This window comes from Streptomyces sp. NPDC014676, from assembly GCF_043084105.1.
Lineage (GTDB): Bacteria > Actinomycetota > Actinomycetes > Streptomycetales > Streptomycetaceae > Streptomyces.
This window is the reverse complement of record NZ_JBIBZI010000001.1, coordinates 522,604-544,799: the sequence shown is the minus strand read 5'-3', so window position 1 is coordinate 544,799 and position 22,196 is coordinate 522,604. Positions and strand designations below refer to the sequence as shown.

22 protein-coding genes are annotated in these 22,196 nt (G+C 72.4%); 2 read left to right on the top strand and 20 right to left on the bottom strand.

Annotated features, from left to right (window positions below; all coding sequences use genetic code 11):
• Window positions 1-27: 27 nt before the first annotated feature.
• The 11 genes from ACF1DX_RS02460 to ACF1DX_RS02410 all read right to left on the bottom strand — a co-directional run bounded on the left by ACF1DX_RS02460 (window position 28) and on the right by ACF1DX_RS02410 (window position 8,869).
• Complete coding sequence (locus tag ACF1DX_RS02460; protein ID WP_391789742.1) at window positions 28-159, bottom strand: hypothetical protein; 132 nt, start codon at window positions 157-159, stop codon at window positions 28-30.
• 30 nt (window positions 160-189) lie between these two features.
• Window positions 190-1,143: a GTPase Era gene (era, locus tag ACF1DX_RS02455; protein ID WP_030858290.1), complete on the bottom strand. Its 954-nt coding sequence runs from the start codon at window positions 1,141-1,143 to the stop codon at window positions 190-192.
• A 105-nt stretch (window positions 1,144-1,248) separates the two neighbouring features.
• The gene (locus ACF1DX_RS02450) at window positions 1,249-1,479 is read right to left on the bottom strand and encodes a hypothetical protein (protein WP_391789741.1); all 231 of its coding nucleotides are present in this window, start codon (window positions 1,477-1,479) and stop codon (window positions 1,249-1,251) included.
• Between the two features lie 18 nt (window positions 1,480-1,497).
• Entirely contained in the window at window positions 1,498-1,851 is a 354-nt protein-coding gene (locus tag ACF1DX_RS02445; protein WP_391789376.1) for a cytidine deaminase, read from the bottom strand.
• Window positions 1,852-1,882: 31 nt separating this feature from the next.
• Window positions 1,883-2,242, bottom strand: coding sequence for an MmcQ/YjbR family DNA-binding protein (locus ACF1DX_RS02440; RefSeq protein WP_391789375.1), 360 nt, complete (start codon window positions 2,240-2,242; stop codon window positions 1,883-1,885).
• Window positions 2,239-3,540 (bottom strand): hemolysin family protein, encoded by a 1,302-nt coding sequence (locus ACF1DX_RS02435; protein WP_391789374.1) that lies wholly within the window; start codon window positions 3,538-3,540, stop codon window positions 2,239-2,241. Before ACF1DX_RS02435 ends, ACF1DX_RS02440 begins: the two co-directional genes overlap by 4 nt.
• Entirely contained in the window at window positions 3,537-4,034 is a 498-nt protein-coding gene (gene ybeY / locus ACF1DX_RS02430; protein ID WP_030858279.1) for an rRNA maturation RNase YbeY, read from the bottom strand. Before ybeY ends, ACF1DX_RS02435 begins: the two co-directional genes overlap by 4 nt.
• 12 nt (window positions 4,035-4,046) lie before the next feature.
• Window positions 4,047-5,117: a PhoH family protein gene (locus tag ACF1DX_RS02425; RefSeq protein WP_391789373.1), complete on the bottom strand. Its 1,071-nt coding sequence runs from the start codon at window positions 5,115-5,117 to the stop codon at window positions 4,047-4,049.
• A 334-nt stretch (window positions 5,118-5,451) separates the two neighbouring features.
• Window positions 5,452-6,573, bottom strand: a complete 1,122-nt coding sequence (locus ACF1DX_RS02420) for a carbohydrate kinase family protein (RefSeq protein WP_391789372.1) — start codon at window positions 6,571-6,573, stop codon at window positions 5,452-5,454.
• Between the two features lie 95 nt (window positions 6,574-6,668).
• Complete coding sequence (locus tag ACF1DX_RS02415) at window positions 6,669-7,976, bottom strand: glucarate dehydratase family protein (RefSeq protein ID WP_391789371.1); 1,308 nt, start codon at window positions 7,974-7,976, stop codon at window positions 6,669-6,671.
• Window positions 7,973-8,869: a 5-dehydro-4-deoxyglucarate dehydratase gene (locus ACF1DX_RS02410; protein ID WP_391789726.1), complete on the bottom strand. Its 897-nt coding sequence runs from the start codon at window positions 8,867-8,869 to the stop codon at window positions 7,973-7,975. The genes ACF1DX_RS02415 and ACF1DX_RS02410 overlap by 4 nt, the downstream gene beginning before the upstream one ends.
• A 176-nt stretch (window positions 8,870-9,045) precedes the next feature.
• On the opposite strand from ACF1DX_RS02410, the gene ACF1DX_RS02405 reads away from it, so the two are divergent.
• Window positions 9,046-9,828 (top strand): IclR family transcriptional regulator, encoded by a 783-nt coding sequence (locus ACF1DX_RS02405; protein ID WP_391789370.1) that lies wholly within the window; start codon window positions 9,046-9,048, stop codon window positions 9,826-9,828.
• 186 nt (window positions 9,829-10,014) lie between these two features.
• Entirely contained in the window at window positions 10,015-11,352 is a 1,338-nt protein-coding gene (locus ACF1DX_RS02400) for an MFS transporter (RefSeq protein ID WP_391789369.1), read from the top strand.
• A gap of 25 nt (window positions 11,353-11,377) precedes the next feature.
• Here ACF1DX_RS02400 and ACF1DX_RS02395 read toward each other — a convergent pair whose 3' ends face one another.
• From ACF1DX_RS02395 to hrcA, 9 genes are all read right to left on the bottom strand, one after another.
• Complete coding sequence (locus tag ACF1DX_RS02395) at window positions 11,378-12,367, bottom strand: adenosine deaminase (protein ID WP_391789368.1); 990 nt, start codon at window positions 12,365-12,367, stop codon at window positions 11,378-11,380.
• Window positions 12,368-12,387: 20 nt separating this feature from the next.
• Window positions 12,388-13,293, bottom strand: coding sequence for a ribonuclease Z (locus ACF1DX_RS02390; protein ID WP_391789367.1), 906 nt, complete (start codon window positions 13,291-13,293; stop codon window positions 12,388-12,390).
• A gap of 6 nt (window positions 13,294-13,299) precedes the next feature.
• The gene (locus tag ACF1DX_RS02385) at window positions 13,300-13,653 is read right to left on the bottom strand and encodes a histidine triad nucleotide-binding protein (protein ID WP_391789366.1); all 354 of its coding nucleotides are present in this window, start codon (window positions 13,651-13,653) and stop codon (window positions 13,300-13,302) included.
• Between the two features lie 308 nt (window positions 13,654-13,961).
• On the bottom strand, window positions 13,962-17,168 hold the full coding sequence (locus tag ACF1DX_RS02380; RefSeq protein WP_391789365.1) for a S41 family peptidase: 3,207 nt from the start codon (window positions 17,166-17,168) through the stop codon (window positions 13,962-13,964).
• A gap of 45 nt (window positions 17,169-17,213) precedes the next feature.
• Window positions 17,214-17,732 carry a hypothetical protein gene (locus ACF1DX_RS02375; protein WP_391789364.1) on the bottom strand — a complete coding sequence of 173 codons (519 nt, stop codon included), beginning with the start codon at window positions 17,730-17,732 and terminating at the stop codon, window positions 17,214-17,216.
• A 163-nt stretch (window positions 17,733-17,895) separates the two neighbouring features.
• A complete protein-coding gene (locus tag ACF1DX_RS02370; protein ID WP_391789363.1) occupies window positions 17,896-18,636 on the bottom strand; it encodes a 16S rRNA (uracil(1498)-N(3))-methyltransferase in 741 nt (246 codons plus the stop codon).
• Window positions 18,633-19,706: a nitronate monooxygenase gene (locus ACF1DX_RS02365; RefSeq protein ID WP_391789362.1), complete on the bottom strand. Its 1,074-nt coding sequence runs from the start codon at window positions 19,704-19,706 to the stop codon at window positions 18,633-18,635. The genes ACF1DX_RS02370 and ACF1DX_RS02365 overlap by 4 nt, the downstream gene beginning before the upstream one ends.
• 242 nt (window positions 19,707-19,948) lie before the next feature.
• Window positions 19,949-21,085 (bottom strand): molecular chaperone DnaJ, encoded by a 1,137-nt coding sequence (gene dnaJ / locus ACF1DX_RS02360; RefSeq protein ID WP_391789361.1) that lies wholly within the window; start codon window positions 21,083-21,085, stop codon window positions 19,949-19,951.
• Entirely contained in the window at window positions 21,085-22,101 is a 1,017-nt protein-coding gene (gene hrcA / locus ACF1DX_RS02355) for a heat-inducible transcriptional repressor HrcA (RefSeq protein WP_030858250.1), read from the bottom strand. The genes dnaJ and hrcA overlap by 1 nt, the downstream gene beginning before the upstream one ends.
• Window positions 22,102-22,196 lie beyond the last annotated feature (95 nt).

Sequence of the window (22,196 nt, the reverse complement as noted above, 5' to 3'; positions counted from 1 at the left end):
CGGAACCTGACGCCGACCCTCGCCCCCTCAGAAGCCGAGGCGCCGCAACTGCTTCGGGTCGCGCTGCCAGTCCTTGGCGACCTTGACGTGCAGGTCCAGGCTGTACCGATATGCGGCTACCGCCGCGCGGCGGGCGTTCCGAGCAGCACCTCGATCCACTCACGGAACCTGACGCCGACCCTCGCCCCCTCAGAAGCCGAGGCGCCGCAACTGCTTCGGGTCGCGCTGCCAGTCCTTGGCGACCTTGACGTGCAGGTCCAGGAACACGGGGGTGCCGAGGAGTGCCTCGATCTGTTTGCGGGACTTGATGCCGACGTCCTTCAGGCGCTTGCCCTTGGGGCCGATGACGATGCCCTTCTGGCTGGGGCGCTCGATGAACAGGTTGGCGTGGATGTCGAGGAGGGGTTTGTCGGCGGGGCGGTCCTCGCGCGGGAGCATCTCCTCGACGACCACGGCGATGGAGTGCGGGAGCTCGTCGCGGACGCCCTCCAGGGCCGCCTCGCGGATCAGCTCCGCGACCATGACCTGCTCGGGTTCGTCGGTGAGGTCGCCCTCGGGGTAGAGGGCGGGGCCCTCCGGCATCAGGGGGATCAGGAGGTCGGCCAGCAGGTCGACCTGCTGGTTCGCGGTCGCCGAGACCGGGATGATCTCGGCCCAGGTGATGCCCAGCTCCCGGCCGAGCTGGTCGACGGCGATGAGCTGCTCGGCCAGCGCCTTGCCGTCCACCAGGTCGGTCTTGGTGACGATCGCGATCTTCGGGGTCTTCTTGATCCCGGCCAGTTCCTTGGCGATGAAGCGGTCGCCGGGGCCGATCTTCTGGTCGGCGGGGATGCAGAAGCCGATCGCGTCGACCTCGGCCCAGGTGGTGCGGACCACGTCGTTCAGCCGCTCGCCGAGCAGGGTGCGCGGCTTGTGCAGCCCGGGGGTGTCCACCAGGATGAGCTGCGCGTCCTCGCGGTGCACGATCCCGCGCACGGTGTGCCGGGTGGTCTGCGGCCGGTTCGAGGTGATCGCCACCTTCTGCCCGACCAGAGCGTTCGTGAGGGTGGACTTGCCCGCGTTGGGGCGGCCCACGAAGCAGGCGAAGCCGGCCCGGTGGACGGCGTCGGCGGGCTGCTCGGATGACTGGGTACGAACACTCATGCCGCCCATTCTCCCTGATGCGGAAGACCCCGCCGTACCACCCGTCCGGGACGGGACCGGACCGGGCACCCGTGAGGGCCCGGTCCGGCCGTCCGCCCGGTGAGGTCAGTCGAAGACGAACGGGCCCGGTACCTGCGGTGCGGTCGCCGTGCAGGTGATGGTGATGAAGCCGAACCCGGTCACCCTCAGGGTGCCGCCGAAGGCCTCCAGGCTGTCGCCGGAGGCCACGGTGCCGGTGAGCGGGCCGACGTGCCGTCCGAACCGGCGGGTTCCATCGATGCGCGGGAGGCGGTGCGCGACAAGGGGGGATTCCGGCCTGCTTACCGCCGGTAACAAGTGGGGCCCTCCATGGCCTCAGCCCGCGGTGACCGTCTCCCGGACCGTGCCGTCCGTACCGGCCACCAGGACCGGGGTCGCGGGGCCGCCGAGGTCCCGTACGGCCGCGCGATCCTCGGGCGACGCGGACTCCGCCTCGGTCACCACGGCCGCCGCCTCCAGCGACGTCGCCCCGGACGCCACGGCCATCGCGACCGCCGTCTGCAGGGCGCTGAGCTTCAGGGAGTCCAGGGCCACGGTCCCGGCGACGTACGTCCGGCCGGTCTCGTCGCGTACGGCGGCGCCCTCGGGCACACCGTTACGGGCCCGCGCGGAACGGGCCAGGGTGACGATCTTGCGGTCCTCGGGGTTCAGCGCGGTGGTGTCGGTCATGATCCGAGCATAAGGGGACGTGCCTTCGGCCTCAGGGCCGGTCGAGACGGAGGCGGTCGGCGCGCGGCAGACCGGCCACGACCAGGTCGTACGAGTCCTCGACCAGCTCCCGGACCAGCCGGTCCGGGAGGGTGCCGTCCGCCGTCACCGTGTTCCAGTGCCGCTTGTTCATGTGGTAGCCGGGGACGATCAGGTCCGGGTGCTCGGTGCGGAGGCGGATCGCGTCGTCCGGGTCGCACTTGAGGTTGACCGTGAGGGGCTCGGCGTCGAGGGCGGTCAGGGCGAAGAGCTTGCCCCCGACCTTGAAGACCGAGGTCTCCGGGTTGAAGGGGAACTCCTCCACCGCCGCGTTGAAGGAGAGGCAGAGGGCGCGCAGCTCCTGCGGGGTCACTCCGGCTTCTCCTCCTCGTCGGCCGGCGGGTCCGCCGGCTCCACCAGCACCGTCACGATCTTGTTCCGGCGGCCGGCCGACGCCTCGGCCGTCAGCCGCAGCTCGCGGGCGTCGGGGAGCGCGACCAGGGACGAGGCGCCCGCGATCGGCACCCGGCCGAGGTGCTTGGCGAGCAGCCCGCCGACGGTCTCCACGTCCTCGTCGTCGAACTCCTCCAGGCCGTACAGCTCGCCCAGGTCGGTGATGTCGAGGCGGGCGGTGACCCGGTAGCGGTCCTCGCCCAGCTCCTCCACCGGCGGGAGTTCACGGTCGTACTCGTCGGTGATCTCGCCGACGATCTCCTCGAGGATGTCCTCGATGGTGACGATGCCGGCGGTGCCGCCGTACTCGTCGACGGCGACGGCGACGTGGTTGCGTTCCTTCTGCATCTCGCGCAGCAGGTCGCCGGCGTTCTTGGTGTCGGGCACGAAGAACGCGGGCCGCATCGCCGTGGACACCAGTTCGCTCTCGGCGTCCCGGCTGATGTGCGTCTTGCGGGCCAGGTCCTTGAGGTAGACGATCCCGACGATGTCGTCCTCGTTCTCGCCGGTCACCGGGATGCGGGAGAAACCGGAGCGCAGGGCGAGGGTGAGGGCCTGGCGGATGGTCTTGTACCGCTCGATCACCACGAGGTCGGTGCGCGGCACCATCACCTCGCGCACGAGCGTGTCGCCGAGCTCGAAGACCGAGTGCACCATGCGGCGCTCCTCGTCCTCGATCAGCGACTCCGCCTCCGCGAGGTCCACCATCGCGCGCAGCTCCGCCTCGGAGGCGAACGGTCCGCGCCGGAAGCCCTTGCCGGGGGTGAGCGCGTTGCCGATGAGGATCAGCAGGTTCGGGATCGGTCCCATGACCCGCGCGAGCGGCACCAGGACGTACGCGGCGGCCGTGGCGGTGTTCAGCGGGTGCTGGCGGCCGATGGTGCGCGGGGAGACCCCGACGGCGACGTACGACACCAGGACCATGATCGCGATGGCGATCAGCAGTGCCTCGGCGGTCCCGTCGAACTCGCGCAGGCAGCCGTAGGTGATCAGGGAGGCGGCGGCCATCTCGCAGACGACGCGGACCAGCAGCGCCACGTTGAGGTAGCGGGTGGGGTCGCCGGCGATCTGCGCGAGCCTGGCGGCGCCCCGGCGGCCGGAGCGTACGGCCTCCTCGGCGCGGAAGCTGGAGACGCGCGCGATGCCGGCCTCCGCGGAGGCGGCCAGCCAGGCGACGACGACCAGGGCGATCGCGCCGAGGACGAGTGTCGGACTCATGACACGGTCGGGGCCGGGGACGGGCCGGTGAGGCCCTTCTCCGCGCGCCAGCCGTCCACGATGGCGGCCTGCAGGCCGAACATCTCGGCCTTCTCGTCCGGTTCCTCGTGGTCGTAGCCCAGCAGGTGCAGCACACCGTGGACGGTGAGCAGTTGGAGCTCCTCGTCCATGGTGTGCCGCGTCTCCGCTTCCTGGCCCTGCCTGGCGGCGACCTCGGGGCAGAGCACGATGTCGCCGAGCAGCCCCTGCGGGGGCTCGTCGTCGTCCTTGGACGGGGGCCGCAGCTCGTCCATCGGGAACGACATGACGTCCGTCGGGCCGGGCAGGTCCATCCACTGGATGTGGAGCTGCTCCATGGCGCCGGCGTCCACGACGATCACCGAGAGTTCGGAGAGCGGGTGGATGCGCATCCGCGCGAGCGCGTAGCGGGCGATGTCGAGGATCGCCTGCTCGTCGACCTCGGTTCCGGACTCGTTGTTGACGTCGATCGACATCTGGTGCTCGGTCTACTTCCCCTTGTGCCCGGACTTGCCCCGGCCGCCCTTGTGGGTGCCGTTCTCGGTGCCGTGCTGGCTGTCGTACTGCTCGTACGCGTCGACGATACGGCCCACCAGCTTGTGCCGGACGACATCGTGGGACGACAACCGGGAGAAGTGGACGTCGTCCAGGCCCTCCAGGATGTCCTGCACCTGCCGCAGGCCGGACTTGGTGCCGTTCGGCAGGTCGACCTGCGTCACGTCACCCGTGATCACTATCTTCGAGTCGAACCCGAGGCGGGTGAGGAACATCTTCATCTGCTCGGGGCTGGTGTTCTGGGCCTCGTCGAGGATGATGAACGCGTCGTTGAGCGTGCGTCCGCGCATGTACGCGAGCGGCGCGACCTCGATCGTCCCGGCCGCCATCAGCCGGGGGATCGAGTCGGGGTCGAGCATGTCGTGCAGCGCGTCGTAGAGCGGGCGCAGGTACGGGTCGATCTTCTCGTAGAGCGTGCCCGGCAGGAATCCGAGCCGCTCGCCGGCCTCGACCGCGGGGCGGGTCAGGATGATGCGGTTGACCTGCTTGGACTGCAGGGCCTGCACCGCCTTGGCCATGGCGAGGTACGTCTTGCCGGTGCCGGCCGGGCCGATGCCGAAGACGATGGTGTGCTTGTCGATCGCGTCGACGTAACGCTTCTGGTTGAGCGTCTTGGGGCGGATCGTGCGGCCGCGCGAGGACAGGATGTTCTGCGTGAGCACCTGGGCCGGGGTCTCCTGGCCGTCGCTCTCCCCGTTGTCGCTCGCCTTGAGCATGGCGATCGAGCGTTCCACTGCGTCCTCCGTCATCGGCTGCCCGGTGCGGAGCACCAGCATCATCTCGTCGAACACGCGCGAAATGAGGGCGACCTCCGTGGCGTCGCCGACCGCGCTGATCTCATTGCCCCGGACGTGGATGTCGGCCCCCGGGAAGGCCTTCTCGATCACGCGCAGGAGGGAGTCCCCTGACCCCAGCACGGTCACCATGGGGTGCTGGGCGGGGACGGTGAACTGCACTCTCGCCTGTCCCTGCGCGGGGGTGTGAGCTGTGGGTGTCTGAGTCATGGGCCGGCTCTGAAGGCCTGCGGATCCTCCTCGTCACGGCCGCACAGCGGAGGGCGGCCTCGCGATTCCCAGGGTACGACGGCGGGGTGACAACCCCGTAGGCCTTTTACGTGCTCTCTCGCCCCACCGATCCGGCCCCGCGCCCCGGCCCACCGAGTCAAGCCGGCGCCCGGGCCCGTGGCCCGCTTTCCAGCCGGCCGAGTCGGGTGGTGGGTGGGCACAGGCCGGGGGGCCAGGGGGCGGGAGCCCCCTGGCGGGGGCGCGGGGGCGGAGCCCCCGGAACGGGGCGCGGGGGCGGACCCCGGCGAGGAAAGCGCGGGGGCGGGCCCCCGTTTCAGGCGGACCGGCGGAAGCCGATCGTCGGCACCGCCCGCCGCAGCGGCCACGGCCGCGCCAGCTCCCCCGAGACCAGCCCCGTCAGGAACTCGTACCGCCCCAGCGCCGAGGGGTCCTGCCCCTCGACCGACCGCACCCGGCGCCACCACGCCCCGATCTCCGTCCACCCCGGCGCCGACAGCGACCCCCCGAACTCCTGGACGGACAGCGCCGCCGTGAGTCCCGCGAAGGCGAGCCGGTCGGCGAGCGGCCACCCCGCCAGCGACCCCGTGACGAACCCGGCGACGAACACGTCCCCCGCCCCGGTCGGATCGAGCGCCTCCACCTCGATCGCCGGCACCGACGCCGTCTCCCCCGTACGCCGGTCCACCGCGTACGCGCCCTCCGCGCCGAGGGTGACGACCGCGACCGGCACATGCTCGGTGAGGGCGTGCGCCGCCGCGCGGGGGCAGTCCGTGCCGGTGTACCGCATCGCCTCCTCCGCGTTCGGCAGGAACGCCTCGCAGTGCCGCAGGTCGGGCAGCGCGGCCAGGTCCCACGCCCCGGTGTCGTCCCAGCCGACGTCGCCGAAGACGCGGGTCCCCTTGCGCGCGGCCTGCGCGATCCACGGCGCGCCGCGGCCGGGCGTGAGGGAGGCCACGGCGGCACGCGCGCGGGGCGGGCAGTCGGGGGCCGGCTCCTCGGGCGGGGGTTCGTGGCCGTGGGAGACCATCGTGCGCTCACCGTCGTACGCCATGGAGACGGTGACCGGCGAGTGCCAGCCGGGGACCGTGCGCGAGAGGGAGAGGTCGATGCCCTCGCCCTGCTCCAGCGCGTCCCAGCAGTACTCGCCGTAGTGGTCGTCGCCGAAGGCCGCCGCGAGGGAGGTGCGCAGGCCGAGGCGGGCCAGGGCGGTGGCCATGTTGGCGACGCCGCCGGGGCTCGACCCCATCCCGCGTGCCCAGGACTCGGTCCCGCGCACCGGGGCGGAGCCGAGCCCGGTGAAGACGATGTCGAGGAAGACGGTGCCGGTGAGGTAGACGTCCCAGGGCGGGTCGTCCGGTGCGCGCAGAGCGGCGAGCGGATCGACCTGGGACGAGCAGTGCGGTCCCTCGACGCGTGCCTTCCCGGTAAACGCCATCACGGTGCGCTCCCTGACGTGGTGCGGTTCAGGCCAGTGTGCACCACGCCACCGACAACGTGACGGCCGTCACTCCAGGTTCACCCCTGGGAGGATCACCAGCGCGGCACGGCCGGTGTGACCCACTCCGGGTCGGCGACACGCATGGCCGCCGCGTCGTCGCGGTCCCGCAGTGAACCGTCGTCGTCGAGCCACCGCTGATGCAGGACCTCCAGCCGGTCGCGGTCGAGCTCGACGCCGAGGCCGGGCGCGTCGGAGACCTTCACGGTGCCGTTCTCGAAGGTGAGGCGCTCGGTGAGGACGTCCTCCGACTGCCAGGGGTAGTGGGAGTCGCAGGCGTGGTGCAGGTTGGGCACGGTGGCCGCCACGTGGGTCATCGCGGCGAGGCTGATGCCCAGGTGGGTGTTGGAGTGCATGGAGACGCCGACGCCGAAGGTGCGGCAGATCGCGGCGAGCTGCTGGGTGTTGCGCAGTCCGCCCCAGTAGTGGTGGTCGGAGAGGACGACCTGGACGGCGTCCCGCGTGAACGCCTCCTTGATCTCGGCGAACGTCGTCACGCACATGTTGGTGGCGAGCGGTACTGAGGTGCGGGCGGCGATCTCGGCCATGGCGGGGGTGCCGAGCGCGGGGTCCTCCAGGTATTCGAGGAGGTCCCCGAGCTCCCCGGCCACCTTCAGCGAGGTCTCCACGGACCAGGCGCCGTTGGGGTCCAGGCGCAACGGGTGTCCGGGGAACGCGGCGGCGAGGGCGCGTACGGCGGCGACCTCCTCGTCGGGCGGGAAGACGCCGCCCTTGAGCTTGAAGGAGGTGAAGCCGTACCGCTCCGTGAAGATCCGGGCCTGCTCGACGACGCCGGCCGGATCGAGGGCGGCACCCCAGTCGTCCTCCTCCGCCGGCACGCCCTCGGGGTGGTCGGCCCACTTGTAGAAGAGGTACGCGCTGTACTCGACGGCGTCGCGGACCTTGCCGCCGAGCAGGGCGTGCACGGGCAGGCCGAGGCTCTTGCCGAGGGCGTCGAGGCAGGCGACCTCGAGGGCGGAGAGCACGGACAGGCGCAGCTTGTCGGCGGTCTGCACGCCGCGCAGTCCGCCGACGTCGACCTGTCCGGAGACCTGGGAGGCGTCGACGGCCACGTCGTCGGCCTCGGTGAACAGCCGGTTCAGCTCGCCTACTCGACGGCCTACGAGCCGGTCGGCGAGGGGCCGCGCCAGGTCGAGGTACTTGGTGTCGCCGTAGGTCTCGCCGAGGCCGGTGGTGCCGTCGGCGGTGACCACCTCGACGATCAGGCGGGGGGTGTACGGCTGATGGACGCCCTGGGTGTTGAGCAGGGGCGGGTCGGCGACGAGGATCGGCGTGAGGCGGACCTCGGTGACGGTCAGGTCGCGGGGGGACGGCGTGGTCACAGGGCGGCTCCTACGAGGTCGAGTCCGGCGGTGAGGAGGGTGCGCAGGTCGGCGAGGTCGCCGGGGGTGGGGTCGGTGAGGGGGGCGCGTACGGGGCCCACGGGGCGTCCGCGCAGCCGGGCCGCCGCCTTCACCAGTGACACCGCGTATCCGGGGACGCGGTCGCGCAGTTCGACGAACGGCACGTAGAAGTCGCGCAGCAGCTTGTCGACGGTGCCGTGGTCGCCGTCGCGCAGGGCGGTGAAGCAGGCGTTCGCGATCTCGGGGGCGAAGGCGTGGACGGCGGAGGAGTAGGCGGGGACGCCGACGGCGGCGTAGGCGCGGGCCTGGATCTCGGCGGTGGCGGCGCCGTTGAAGAAGAGGAAGCCCTCGGGGGCGGCGAGGGTGAGGCGCTGGAGGCGGTCGAGGTCGCTGTGGCCGTCCTTGAGGCCGATGACGTTGGGCAGGGCGGCGATCCGCTTGAGTGATCCGGCGGTGTAGGCGACCTGGCCGCGCTGGTAGGTGATCAGCGGCAGCCGGGTGCGGGCGGCGACGGCTTCGAGCTGGGCGACGAGGCCGTCCTGCGGGGCGGCGACGAGGTAGTGCGGCAGGACGAGGAGGGCGTCGGCGCCGGCGTCCTCGGCGATGCGCGCGAAGCGGGCGGCCTGCGCCCAGCCGTAGCCGACGCCGGCGACGACCGGCGTCCGGCCCGCGCTCTCCTCGACGGTGAGGGTGACGACCTGCCGGTACTCGTCCTCGTCCAGGGAGAAGAACTCGCCGGTGCCGCAGGCGGGGAAGACGGCGCCGGGGGCGGTGGCGAGCCGTTCGGCGACGTAGGCGCGGAAGCCGTCCGGGTCGAGGGAGCCGTCCTCGTGGAAGGCGGTGAGCGGGAAGGACAGCACCCCGTTCGCCATCCCGTCCTTCAGACGCCGTGCCACGGCGGCCGTACCGCTCGGGTCCGTATCGGAACTCACCCTCACTCATCTCCCCATGTAGATGTTATCCATGTATGAAAATGAAGGTTAAGTAGGCGAACGAGAACCGTCAATGGCCCGTCCCGGACCTCATCGGGCCGGTCTACGATCGGCGCATGCCGGAGACAGGGGGCGTGCGCGAGGTCAAGTCCGCCGCGCGCACGATGGAGGTACTGGAACTGCTCGCCGCGCGCGGTGACCGTCCGGCGCGCCTCCAGGAGCTGGCGGACGCGCTGAAGGTGCCGCGCAGCTCGATGTACGCGCTGCTGCAGACCCTGATCGCGCGCGGCTGGGTCCGCACCGACGTCACCGGCTCGCTGTACGGCATCGGCATCCGCGCCCTGCTCACCGGCACCAGCTACCTCGACTCGGACCCGCGCGTGCGGGCCGTACGCCCGTATCTGGACGAGGCGTCCGACGCGCTGGGCGAGACGATCCACATGGGGCGGCTGGACGGCCACGACGTGGCGTACCTGGCGACCCGCGAGTCGCACGAATACCTGAGGACGATCAGCAGGGTGGGGCGGCGGCTGCCGGCGCACGTGGGCGCGCTCGGCAAGGCGCTGCTGGCGGAGCGGCCGGACGAGGAACTGCCCGAGGGGCCGTACGAGGCGGCCACGCTGAACACGCACACCTCACGGGAGTCGCTGGCCGCCGATCTGGCCGGGGTGCGGGAGCGCGGTTACTCCGTGGACCGCGAGGAGGGCGTGCCCGGGATCGTCGGCTTCGGCTTCGCCCTGCGGTACGCCACCCCAGCGCAGGACGCCATCAGCTGCTCGGTGCCGGTGGCCCGGCTGACGCCGGAGCGGGAGGAGCGGATCGTCGCCGTGATGCGGGAGATCCGGACGAAGGTGGAGACGACGATTCCCGCAGGTGGCGGGGCCGTTCACTGGCGATAGCGGACGCTATTACCCGACCTCGCCGGACCCCAAACACGAGAGTGTCCTAGATCACACCTCGCGCGCTCCCGTTGCCCTTCCCCCGCTTGATACAAATTGCCCGCGCGCTCCCGTCGGCCGACGGTCGTCGCCCCCTCCCTCCCCACGGTCCCCGCACCGTCCCTTCCGCACGCCCTGGGAACGCCCGTGTTCGCCCCCCGCACCGCCCCCTGGCCCCTCGTCGCCCTTTTCACGGCCGGGTACCTCGCCCCGTATCTGCTGCCGACCACCGTCGGCCGGCTGGAACGCGGGCTCGCCCTCTCCGCCACCCAGGCGGGAGCCGTCGGCAGCGCGCTGCTGCTGAGCTCGGCGACCGCCGGGTTCCTGCTGGCGTCGCGCGTGGAGCGGGTCGGGGCGCGGACCCTGGCCCGGCTGGGCCTGCTGCTGGCCGCCGTCGGCTACGGAGGGGCCGCCCTCACCACCTCCGTACCGGCCGTCGTCGCCGGCGCGGTGATCGGCGGGTTCGGCTCGGGTACGGCCACGACGGTCGCCGCCACCCGGATCGCCGCCGAACGGGACCCGCACCGGGCGTCCGCGCTCGGGCTGCTCAGCGTCTCCGCGCTCGCGGGGGTGGTGTACCTGACGGTGCCGCGCCTGCCGGGTCACGGGCTCACCCTGGCCGCCATCGCCCTGACCGCGCTGGCCGTGTGGCCACTGACGTCCCGGCTGCCGGCCGGCACGCCCGGTCCGCGCCGCACCGGGGCCGACGACACCGTCGCCGCCCGGCTGCCGCACCGGCGTTCCGGCGCGGTCCTGGCCGGCACCATGCTGCTGTGGTCGCTCGCCCAGAACGCGCTGTGGGGCGTGAGCGGGCGCATCGGGGTCGGCCAGGCGCACCTGTCCGAGCCGACCGTGGGGGTCGTCTTCGCGGTGGCGCTGGGCGCCGGGCTGCTGGGCGTCCTGGGCGCGGGCGCGCTGGGATCGCGGCTGGGGCGGGCGCTGCCCATCGGCGGCGGCACGGTCCTCATCGCCGGCTGCATCGCGCTCAGCGCCTCCGCGACCGGTCTCGGCGGCTTCGCCACCGGTGAGATCGCCTGGAACACGATCTACCCGGTGGTGCTGTCGTACCTGATCGGGCTGGCGGCCTCACTGGATCCGCGCGGGCGGTGGGCCGTGCTGGTCGGCTCGGCGTCGTCCCTGGGGACCGCCGCGGGGCCGCTGACCGGCAGCGTGCTGTCCGCGCAGGCCGGGTTCCCGGTGATGGGCGCGGTGCTCGGAACCGGTCTGCTGCTGGTCGCGCTGCCGATGACCGCGGTCGCGCTGCACACCGGGGGGCGTCCGCTGCTGCCGGGCGCGGTCCGCCGCCGCGGTGGTCACCCGGCGGCGGTGGTCGCGGCGGCCACCGGCACCCCGACGGGCGCGGTCCCCGAGGTCGGCGCCCCGGAACAGCCGGTGGTCGAGATCCTCCTCGACGGCACCCCGGCCCCGGCCCGGCGCACCTACGACACGGCGGCGGCGACCCGGGCACCGGGCGCCACCCACTGAAGCCCGCGCCTCCGCGCCCTTGCGGTCAGAAGTCGTACGCCTCCACCTCGGCGAGGTACCGGGCCCGCAGAGCCTCGTCGTCCTCCAGGAAGGAGGCCAGGAAGGAGTTGCGGGCCAGCTCGCGCAGGCGCTCCGGGCCGAGGCCCAGGGTCTCGCGCACCGCGTCGAAGGTGTCCCCGGCGTAGCCGCCGAAGTACGCCGGGTCGTCGGAGTTGACCGTGCACATCAGACCGGCGTCGAGCATCGCGGGCAGCGGGTGGTCGGCGAGGGTGTCCACGGTGCGCAGCCGGACGTTGGACAGCGGACACAGCGTCAGCGGCACGCGTTCCCGCACCAGCCGTTCCACCAGCGCCGGATCCTCCACGCACCGCAGCCCGTGGTCGACCCGCTCCACACCGAGGACGTCCAGCGCCTCGGTGATGTACTCCGGCGGCCCCTCCTCCCCCGCGTGAGCGACCCGCCGCAGCCCCAGCGCGGCGGCGGCCTCGTACACCTCCCGGAACTTCACCGGCGGATGCCCGACCTCCGCCGAGTCCAGGCCGACCCCGGTGATCCGGTCCAGGTACGGCTTCGCGGCGTCCAGCGTCGCCAGCGCCGACTCGGCGGACTCGTCCCGCAGGAAGCACATGATCAGCCGGGTCGAGACACCGTGCGTCTCCCCGCTCCGGCCCAGCGCCCGCCACAGCCCCTCGACGACGGTGCCCATGCCGACACCGCGCGCCAGGTGCGCCTGCGGATCGAAGAAGATCTCCGCGTGCCGCACCCCCTGCGCGGCGGCGCGGGCGAGATAGGCGTCGGCGAGGTCCTCGAAGTCCCGTTCGGTGCGCAGGACCGCCATGAGCTCGTAGTACAGGTTCAGGAAGGACTGCAGGTCCTCGAAGCGGTACGCCTCACGGAACGCGTCGGTGTCGGCGTAGGGCAGCTCGACACCGTTGCGCGCGGCGAGGGCGAAGGCCAGCTCGGGCTCCAGGGTGCCTTCGATATGAAGGTGCAGTTCGGCTTTTGGTACGGGCATCGAAATATCGTACGGCGTTTTCACCGACGCTTCGGAAGTGCCACCCGTTGCAGATCCTGTGCCACGGTCAGCTCACCCTCGTACCCGGCCGCCCGCGCCTGCCGCTCGAACTCCTCCGGGTCGGAGTAGCGCTGGCTGAAGTGGGTGAGGACGAGGTGCCGTACCCCCGCCTCGCGCGCGACCCGGGCGGCCTGCCCGGCGGTCAGGTGGCCGAAGTCGACGGCGAGCACCTCGTCCTCGTCGAGGAACGTCGACTCGATGACCAGCATGTCGCAGCCCTCGGCGAGCGCGTACACCCCGTCGCACAGCCGGGTGTCCATGACGAACGCGAACCGCTGCCCACGCCGCACCTCGCTGACCTCCTCCAGCGGGACCCCGTCGAGTACTCCTTCGCGCTGGATGCGGCCGACGTCCGGGCCCTTGATGCCGTGCGCGGCCAGCCGGTCGGGCAGCATGCGCCGTCCGTCGGGTTCGACCAGCCGGTAGCCGTACGCCTCGACGGGATGGGAGAGCTTGCGTGCCTCCAGCGTGTAGCCGGGGGTGCGGTCGAGGGGGCCGTCCGTGTCGACCGGGGCCTCGGTGAGGGCGACGGTCTCGCGGTAGGCGGTGGCGTAGCGCAGACGGTCGAAGAAGCGCTGACCGGAACGCGGGTAGTGGGCGGTGATCCCGTGCGGCACCTTGTCGAGGTTGACGCGCTGGATCACCCCGGCGAGGCCGAGGGAGTGGTCGCCGTGGAAGTGGGTGACGCAGATCCGGTTCAGGTCGTGGGCGGCGACCCCGGCGCGCAGCATCTGCCGCTGGGTGCCCTCGCCGGGGTCGAACAGGATGCCCTCGCCGTCCCAGCGCAGCAGGTAGCCGTTGTGGTTGCGGTGCCGGGTGGGGACCTGGCTGGCGGTGCCGAGCACCACCAGTTCACGTACGGACAAGGCGGCTTATCCGGGGGGCCACTGGAGACCGCGACCGCCCAGGACGTGGGCGTGCGCGTGCCAGACGGTCTGGCCGGCGCCGCTGCCGGTGTTGAAGACGATGCGGTAGCTCTCCAGCTTCTCCTCGTCGGCGACGGCCTGCGTCTCCCGCAGCACGTCCGCGGCGAGTTCGGGCGCGGCGGCGGCGAGGGCGGCGGCGTCCCGGTGGTGCGCCTTCGGGATCACCAGCACATGGGTGGGCGCCTGGGGGTTTATGTCACGGAACGCGACGGTGGTCCCGGTCTCCCGCACGATCGTCGCCGGGATGCTCCCCGCGACGATCTTGCAGAACAGACAGTCGTCCTGAGGCTCCCCAGCCATGAACCCTCCTCAAGCCAGCTGATCAAGTACGAAGCATCGTACCCGCGCCCGTAGCCGCGGGCAGTCGTGCCGCAGGCCGGGGGTGTTCACGCAGCCCGGCGTTCCCGCGGGCAGTCGTGCCTCCCCCAGTGCCTCAAGGGCCTGGGAGGTACCCCCAGGGCGGCACGGGTGGGCGGTGGGGGTACCTCCCGCTCATGGGGGTCCCCCCGCTCGAGCGGAGTCGAGAGTGGGGGAGGCACCCCGTAAACGCCGGGCTGCGTGAACACCCCCGGCCCACACCAACGCCGGCCCCCGGCCACCCCCTCAGCTCACCCAACCTCCGGAGGAACCTTCGCCGGCGTCGACTCCAGCGCCTCCAGCGCCAGCCTCACCGCCGCGTCCAACTGCACATCCCGTCCCGCCGCGTAGTCCTGCGGCCGCTGCACGACCTCCACGTCCGGATCGACCCCGTGGTTCTCCACGTCCCATCCGTACCCCTCCAGCCAGAAGGCGTACTTGGGCTGGGTCACCAGCGTCCCGTCGACCAGGCGGTACCGGCTGTCGATGCCGATCACGCCTCCCCACGTACGGGTACCGACCACCGGCCCGATCCCCAGCGCGCGGATCGCCGCGTTCACGATGTCCCCGTCGGACCCGGAGAACTCGTTGGCGACCGCCACCACCGGCCCCCGGGGCGCGTCCCGCGGATAGCTCTCCGCCCGCATCCCGCGGGGCAGGTCCCACCCCACGATCCGCCGGGCCAGCTTCTCCACCACGAGCTGAGACGTGTGCCCGCCCCGGTTCTCCCGCACGTCCACGATCAGCCCCTCCCGCAGCACCTCCACCCGCAGGTCGCGGTGGATCTGCGCCCACCCGGGCGCCTGCATGTCGGGAACGTGGATGTAGCCCAGCCGCCCGCCGGACCTCTCCAGCACGTACGCCCGCCGGTCCGCGACCCACGCGTGGTACCGCAGCGGCTCCTCGTCGGCGAGCGGAACCACCACGGCGTGCCGCGGCTCACCGCCCCCCGCGGGCGACACCGTCAGCTCCACCGGCTTCCCCGCCGTCCCCACCAGCAGCGGCGCCGGCCCGGTGACCGGGTCGACCGGCTGTCCGGCGACGGCGACGATCGCGTCCCCGACCCGTACGGCGACCCCGGGCGCGGCGAGCGGCGAGCGGGCGTCCGGGTCGGAGGTCTCCGCGGGCAGGATCCGGTCGACCCGCCAACTGCCGTCCTCGTGGCGGGAGATGTCCGCTCCGAGCAGTCCCTGCCGGGCCCCGTCGCCGTAGCCGCCGCGCGGGATGACGTAGGCGTGCGAGGTACCGAGTTCGCCGTGCACCTCCCACAGCAGGTCCACCAGGTCGTCGTGGGTGGCGAGCCGGTCGAGCACGGGCCGGTAGCGGTCCAGGACCCCGTCCCAGTCGACGCCGTTCATGTCGGGACGCCAGAAGTTGTCCCGCATGATGCGGCCGTTCTCGTCGAACATCTGCCGCCACTCGACGGCCGGGTCGACGAACTGACGTACGCGGTCCAGGTCGACGGTGATGTTGGTGTCGCTGTCGTCGTCGCCGGAGGCGCGCCGGTCGCTGGGTACGACCTTCAGCCGCCCGTCCGTCCACAGCAGCACCCGCTTGCCGTCGCCGCTGACCTCGAAGTGGTCGGCGTCCACGGCCAGGTGCTCGATGCGCTGCCGGTCGAGGTCGTAGCGCTCCAGGTCGGTCTTGGGGTCCGGGTCGTCGGGCGTGGCGCGGGACGCGCCGAGCACGCCGCGCACCGGGTGCCGCAGCCACAGCACGCCGTCCTTGGCGGCGCGCAGGTTGGTGTAGCGGGCGGCCTCCACCGGGAACGGCACGATGCGGTCGGCGAGGCCGTCGAGATCGATCCGGGTGGTGGGGGTGCCCTCGCTGTCGGGGGTTTCGTCGCGGTCCGGGGTCTCGAAGGGCCTGCCGTGCCGCTGCGGGCCGAAGGGGGACGGGGTGGTCGCCGCGAGGGTGATCAGGTACGGCCGTACGCCCTCGACGAAGGCCAGGTCGAAGACGTGCTCGTCGTAGACCGGGTCGAAGGAGCGGGTCGACAGGAAGGCGAGGTGCTTGCCGTCGAGGGTGAAGGCGGGCGCGTAGTCCTGGAAGCGCAGCGGGGTCGCCTCGGTGACCGACAGGTCGGTGGTGTGGGCGAGCTTGAGCTGGCTGAGCGGGCGCGGGCCGGGGTGGGACCAGGCGAGCCAGGAGGAGTCGGGTGAGAAGACCAGCCCGGAGACGTCGCCGTTGTCGCTGCGGTCGACCTCGCGGACCTCGCCGGTCTCCCGCTCGACGAGGAGGACCCGGCCGTCGTGGGAGGCGACGGCGGCGCGGCTGCCGTCGGGGGCCATGGCGAGCCCCACGACGCGGCCCAGCCGCCCGGCGGCGATCCGGCGCGGGGTGGTGCCCGGGGCGAGTCCGGTGGCGGGGGCGAACTCCAGGGCGTCGTCGCCCTCGGCGTCGGTCACCCACACCACCCACTCCTCGCCGTCCGCGCGGAAGGTGCGGGGCCGCCGGGCCCGTACGCCCGGGGTCGCGGCGAGCGCGCGGGCGGGGCCGGCACGGTGGGTGACCCAGTGGACGGTGCCGCGCACGCAGACGGCGCTGCCGCGCGCGGTGTGGTCGGGGGACGCGGCACCGAACCAGCGGGCGGCGTTCACCGGGAACGGCTGGAGGTCGACGCGCTGCCCGCCCAGCCGGATGTCGAGGCGGCGCGGTTCGTCCCCGTCGAGACCGTCGAGGAGCCACAGTTCACCGGCGCTGGAGTAGACGACACGGGTGCCGTCGCCGGCGGCGTGCCGGGCGTAGAAACCGTCGAGGGGAGTGTGCCTGCGGAGGTCGGAGCCGTCGGCGAGGGAGGAGTACAGGGCGCCGGTGCCCTCGTGGTCGGAGAGGAACGCGATCCTGTCCCCCACCCACAGCGGGCACTCGATGTTCCCGTCGAGGTCCTCGTGCAGCCGTACGAACTCGCCGTCGCCCTCGCGGTCGATCCACAGCTTGCCCGCCGTACCGCCCCGGTAGCGCTTCCACCAGGCGGCCTCGCGGCTCATCGGCGCGGACAGCAGCACGGTGTGCGGTCCCTGGGCGACGTCGCCGACGGGGCCGTAGGGCAGGGTGGTGGCGGGACCGCCGTCCAGGGGGACGGCGCGGGCCCAGGTGCGGCGGAAACTGGCCTGGCCCTGGGAGCTGGTCACCAGGACCTGGCCGTCCGCCGTCCAGCCGCGGGTCCGGGTGGTGGTGCTGCCCCAGTGGGTGAGGCGTCTGGTGGGGCCGCCGCCGACGGGCGCGACATGCACCTCGGGGGCGCCGTCGCGGGTGGAGGTCCAGGCGACGGTGGTGCCGTCGGGCGAGATACGGGGCTGGGTCACGGGCACGTTGTCGGCGCTGACCCGCCAGGCCCGGCCGCCGTCGAGCGGGGCGAGCCACACGTCGTCCTCGGCGGTGAAGGCGACCAACTCGCCGTGCAGATGCGGAAACCGGAGATAAGCGGCGGATGCGACCGATGCGGGCTGTGTCACCCGATCACCCTATGCACGGGGAAGCCGCCTGGACAGGGGTTTGGATCACTTGCCCTCGACGGGGCGACAGGAGGGGTACTGCTCGCACCACACGGTCGTCGTGACGGTCACGGTGACGGTGGGGTTCGGGCCGCGGTGCGTGGGTTCGCCCACGCGCGGGGGGCTGGTGGAGTCGCAGTCGCCCAGGCCGTCGACCTGGAAGAGCCGCTTCCCGTCGACCTTCGCGGTGAGGTTGCCGCGTACGCAGGCGCCGTTGACGGCGTGGGTGATCCTTCCGGTGACGGCGATCTCCTTGCCGTCCCGGGTCTCGCCCTGGCAGTCGACGGAGGCGACGGTGTCCTGGCCTTCCTTGTCCCCGAAGGATCCGGTGCAGCTGAGCCAGCGCACGTCGGCCTTCCGCCGGTCGAGTTCCTCGGTCACGGTCGCGTCGGTCGTGAAGGCGACGGCCGCGGAGCTGAGTCCGCCGCCCTCGCACGCGGTGACGCCGGTCACGGCGGCCACGGCGAAGCCGGCGGCGAGCGCCTGTCGTCGCCACTGACGCGGAACCCTTTTCATCGCCCCCATGGACGGCAGCCTGCCACCGTCACCGGCGGGACGGTAGGGCGCATATGGTCACTTGGTTGTCCGCCCCCGCCGCCCTTGCCCGTCCCGTCCCGTCCCAGGGGCGCTGCCCCCGGAGCCCCGGGTTCGGGACGGGAAGGGGCGGCGGGGCGAGGAAACCCTCAGGTCAGGACCAGCGCCCGGTACGCCCGAGCAACAGCGCCGCCGCGGCCGTTCCCGCCGTGGACGTACGCAGCACACTGGGTCCCAGCCGCACGGCACGCGCGCCGGCCTCCTCGAAGAGCGCCAACTCCTCCGGAGAGACACCGCCTTCCGGTCCGACGACCAGCACGATGTCCCCGGAGGTGGGAAGTTCGACGGTCGCCAGGAACTCCGTAGCGCTCTCGTGCAGCACGGCCGCGAAGTCCGCTTCGGCGAGAAGTGACGCAACCCGCTTGCTCGTCGCCGCATCCGCGACCCGCGGAAACCGCACCCGGCGGGACTGCTTCCCCGCCTCCCGCGCCGTCGCCCGCCACTTGCCGAGGGACTTCAGCCCCCGCTCGCCCTTCCACTGCGTGATGCAGCGCGACGCCGCCCACGGCACGATCACGTCCACGCCGACCTCGGTCATCGTCTCCACGGCCACCTCGCCCCGGTCGCCCTTGGGCAGGGCCTGGACGACGGTGAGCCGGGGTTCCTCCGGGGGCTCCTCGGTCACCGAGTCCAGTTGGACGATCAGACTGTCCTTGCCCTCGGTGCCGAGCACCACGCAGTCCGCCCAGCGGCCCGCGCCGTCGGTGAGGACGACGTCCTCACCGGCCCGCAGCCGCTTCACGGAGACGGCGTGCCGCCCCTCGGGGCCGTCGAGCACGTACCGGCCTCCGCCGCCCGCGTCGAAGTGGTCGACGACGAACACCGGCGCGGTCATCGGGCGCCTCCCGCCGACAACGCCGCCCGGGCGGCGGCCAGTTCGGCGGCCAGCACCTCCACCAGTTGCCCGGCGGGCAGCTCGCGGGCCATCCGGTGGCCCTGTCCCGCCCACAGCGCCAGGCCCTGTGCGTCGCCGGCCTTGGCGGCGGCCTTGCGCAGGGGCGCGGTGAGATGGTGGACGTCCGGGTAGGCGGCGGGCGCGTACGGGCCGTGCTCGCGCAGGAAACGGTTGACCAGGGCGCGGGCCGGGCGGCCGGAGAAGGCGCGGGTCAGCTCGGTGCGCGCGTACAGGGGGTCGGTGAGGGCCCGCTTGTGCAGGGCGTGCGCGCCGGACTCGTGGGCGGCGACGAAGGCCGTGCCGAGCTGGGCCGCGGCGGCGCCGGCCGCGAGGACGGCGGCGATCTGGCCGCCGCGCATGATGCCTCCGGCGGCGACGACCGGGATGCCGACCGACTCCCGGACCTGGGCGACGAGGGAGAGCAGTCCGACGCCGGAGCCGTCCGTCTCCGGGACGTCCCGGTGGGTGCCCTGATGGCCGCCGGCCTCTACGCCCTGCGCGATCACCGCGTCCGCGCCGGCCCGTTCCACGGCCTGGGCCTCCTCCGCGGTCGTGGCGGTGACCAGCGTGAACGTACCCACGCGGCGCAGGGAGTCCAGGACCTCGCGGGCCGGCACGCCGAAGTGGAACGACACCACCGGCACCGGGTTGTCCAGCAGCACGGCGAGTTTGGCGTCGTAGCCGTCGTCCCGGCCGCTGTCGGGATCACCGAGCCGGGTCTCGTACCAGGCGGCCTCGCCGGCCAGCTGGTGGGCGTAGACGCCGACGGCGGCCGGGTCGGCCGTCTCCGGCTGCGGGAGGAAGAGGTTGACGCCGAAGGGCCGGGAGGTCAGTCCCCGTAGCTGCTTGATCTCCTGGTACATCCCGTCCGCGGTCTTGTACCCGGCGGCCAGGAAACCGAGCCCGCCCGCCTCGGACACGGCCGCGGCGAGCTGCGGCACGGAGACACCGCCCGCCATGGGTGCCTGCACGATCGGGTGCGGGCAGATATCGGTCAGTACGGAGGACATGACGGCATGTTGTCACGTCCCCCGCCCCACACCGAATCTGCCCTTCCCCTTGGCATAAGCCACTTTTCGACAGGACGGCGGAGACAGCGTCAGCGCCCGTCGAACACGTGCCTCAACGCCCGTTGAAGGCATCCTTCAACCGCGAGAACAACCCTTGCTGCCCCGACTGACTGTGCCTGCCCGGGGGACAACCCCCGGACCCCCGGCAGCAAACCACCCCCCGCACACCCGGCACCAACCGGTCAACGCCCGTTGAAAGCATCCTTCAACCGCGAGAACAACCCCTGCTGCCCCGGCTGGAACTGCCCCGTGGGCCGTTCCTCGCCCCGGAGCTTGGCCAGTTCGCGGAGCAGGCGTTCCTGTTCCGGGTCGAGCTTGGTCGGGGTCTGGACCTCGACGTGGATGATCAGGTCGCCCCGGCCGCCGCCGCGCAGGTGGGTGACGCCCCGGCCGTGGAGCGGGATCGACTGGCCGGACTGGGTGCCGGGCCGGATGTCGACCTCCTCCATACCGTCCAGCGTCTCCAGCGGCACCTTGGTGCCGAGGGCCGCCGCGGTCATCGGGATGGTGACCGTGCAGTGCAGGTCGTCGCCGCGCCGCTGGAACTGCGCGTGCGGCAGCTCGTGGATCTCCACGTACAGGTCACCGGCGGGACCGCCGCCGGGCCCGACCTCGCCCTCGCCGGCCAGCTGGATCCGGGTGCCGTTGTCGACACCGGCCGGGATCTTGACCGTGAGGGTTCGCCGGGAACGGATGCGGCCGTCGCCCGCGCACTCCGGGCACGGGGTCGGGACGACCGTGCCGAAGCCCTGGCACTGCGGGCAGGGACGGGACGTCATGACCTGGCCCAGGAAGGACCGCGTGACCTGCGAGACCTCACCGCGGCCGCGGCACATGTCACAGGTCTGCGCGGTGGTGCCCGGAGCCGCGCCCTCGCCGCTGCACGTCGTGCAGACGACGGCCGTGTCGACCTGGATGTCCTTGGTCGTGCCGAACGCGGCCTCGTCGAGCTCGACGTCGATGCGGATCATCGCGTCCTGGCCCCGGCGGGTGCGCGAGCGCGGCCCGCGCTGCGACGCCGTGCCGAAGAACGCGTCCATGATGTCGGAGAAGTTGCCGAAGCCACCGGCCCCGAAACCGCCCGCGCCGGCGCCGCCGGTCTGCGAGAGGGGGTCGCCGCCGAGGTCGTAGACCTGCTTCTTCTGCGGGTCCGACAGCACCTCGTAGGCGGCGTTGATCTCCTTGAACCGCTCCTGCGTCTTGGGATCAGGATTGACGTCCGGATGCAGCTCGCGGGCGAGCCGCCGGAAGGCCTTCTTGATCTCCTCCTGCGACGCGTCGCGGCGTACGCCGAGTACGGCGTAGTAGTCCGTGGCCACTACGACTCCGCCAGGATCTGTCCGACGTACCGTGCCACTGCGCGTACCGCTCCCATCGTTCCCGGGTAGTCCATGCGGGTCGGTCCGACCACGCCGAGCTTGGCAAGAGCCTCGCCGCCCGAACCGTAGCCCACCGACACGACGGACGTGGAGTTGAGTCCCTCATGGGCGTTCTCATGACCGATACGGACGGTCACGCCCGGATCCTTCGCCTCACCGAGCAGCTTGAGGAGCACGACCTGCTCCTCCAGCGCCTCCAGGACGGGCCGGATCACGAGAGGGAAGTCATGTCCGAAGCGGGTGAGATTGGCGGTGCCGCCGATCATCAGCCGCTCCTCGTTCTCCTCGACGAGCGTCTCCAGGAGAGTGGAGAGCACCGTCGAGACCGTACCGCGGTCGTCCGCCTCGAAGGCCTCGGGGAGGTCCTCGACCAGGCTCGGCACATCGCTGAACCGGCGGCCGGCGACCCGGCTGTTGAGCCGCGCCCGCAGATCCGCCAGCGACGACTCGCCGAACGGCGCCGGGCAGTCGACCATCCGCTGCTCGACCCGCCCGGTGTCCGTGATCAGCACCAGCATCAGCCGCGCGGGGGCGAGGGACAGCAGTTCCACGTGCCGCACCGTGGAGCGGGTCAGCGACGGGTACTGCACGACGGCGACCTGCCGGGTGAGCTGCGCGAGCAGCCGTACGGTCCTGGCCACCACGTCGTCGAGGTCGACGGCGCCCTCGAGGAAGTTCTGGATGGCCCGCCGCTCGGGCGGGCTCATGGGCTTGACGCCGGCCAGTTTGTCGACGAACAGCCGGTAGCCCTTGTCGGTGGGGATGCGCCCGGCGCTGGTGTGCGGCTGGGCGATGAAGCCCTCGTCCTCCAGGGCCGCCATGTCGTTGCGCACGGTGGCCGGGGAGACGCCGAGGTTGTGCCGCTCGGTGAGGGCCTTGGAGCCGACGGGCTCCTCGGTGCCCACGTAGTCCTGGACGATGGCGCGCAGCACCTGGAGCCTGCGTTCACTGAGCATCGCGCACACCTCCAGAAGCCTTCAGCGCGGTACCTTCCCTGTCCGCCTGGCACTCTTCGCACGCGAGTGCCAGACCTCCCCGCCCAGTGTACGGC

Coding starts and splice junctions, on each gene's coding strand:
- era (WP_030858290.1), bottom strand. CDS start 1,143: ATGAGTGTTCGTACCCAGTCATCCGAGCAGCCCGCCGACGCCGTCCAC.
- ACF1DX_RS02445 (WP_391789376.1), bottom strand. CDS start 1,851: ATGACCGACACCACCGCGCTGAACCCCGAGGACCGCAAGATCGTCACC.
- ACF1DX_RS02435 (WP_391789374.1), bottom strand. CDS start 3,540: ATGAGTCCGACACTCGTCCTCGGCGCGATCGCCCTGGTCGTCGTCGCC.
- ybeY (WP_030858279.1), bottom strand. CDS start 4,034: ATGTCGATCGACGTCAACAACGAGTCCGGAACCGAGGTCGACGAGCAG.
- ACF1DX_RS02425 (WP_391789373.1), bottom strand. CDS start 5,117: ATGACTCAGACACCCACAGCTCACACCCCCGCGCAGGGACAGGCGAGA.
- ACF1DX_RS02420 (WP_391789372.1), bottom strand. CDS start 6,573: ATGGCGTTTACCGGGAAGGCACGCGTCGAGGGACCGCACTGCTCGTCC.
- ACF1DX_RS02410 (WP_391789726.1), bottom strand. CDS start 8,869: ATGGCGAACGGGGTGCTGTCCTTCCCGCTCACCGCCTTCCACGAGGAC.
- ACF1DX_RS02405 (WP_391789370.1), top strand. CDS start 9,046: ATGCCGGAGACAGGGGGCGTGCGCGAGGTCAAGTCCGCCGCGCGCACG.
- ACF1DX_RS02395 (WP_391789368.1), bottom strand. CDS start 12,367: ATGCCCGTACCAAAAGCCGAACTGCACCTTCATATCGAAGGCACCCTG.
- ACF1DX_RS02385 (WP_391789366.1), bottom strand. CDS start 13,653: ATGGCTGGGGAGCCTCAGGACGACTGTCTGTTCTGCAAGATCGTCGCG.
- ACF1DX_RS02375 (WP_391789364.1), bottom strand. CDS start 17,732: ATGGGGGCGATGAAAAGGGTTCCGCGTCAGTGGCGACGACAGGCGCTC.
- ACF1DX_RS02370 (WP_391789363.1), bottom strand. CDS start 18,636: ATGACCGCGCCGGTGTTCGTCGTCGACCACTTCGACGCGGGCGGCGGA.
- ACF1DX_RS02365 (WP_391789362.1), bottom strand. CDS start 19,706: ATGTCCTCCGTACTGACCGATATCTGCCCGCACCCGATCGTGCAGGCA.
- hrcA (WP_030858250.1), bottom strand. CDS start 22,101: ATGCTCAGTGAACGCAGGCTCCAGGTGCTGCGCGCCATCGTCCAGGAC.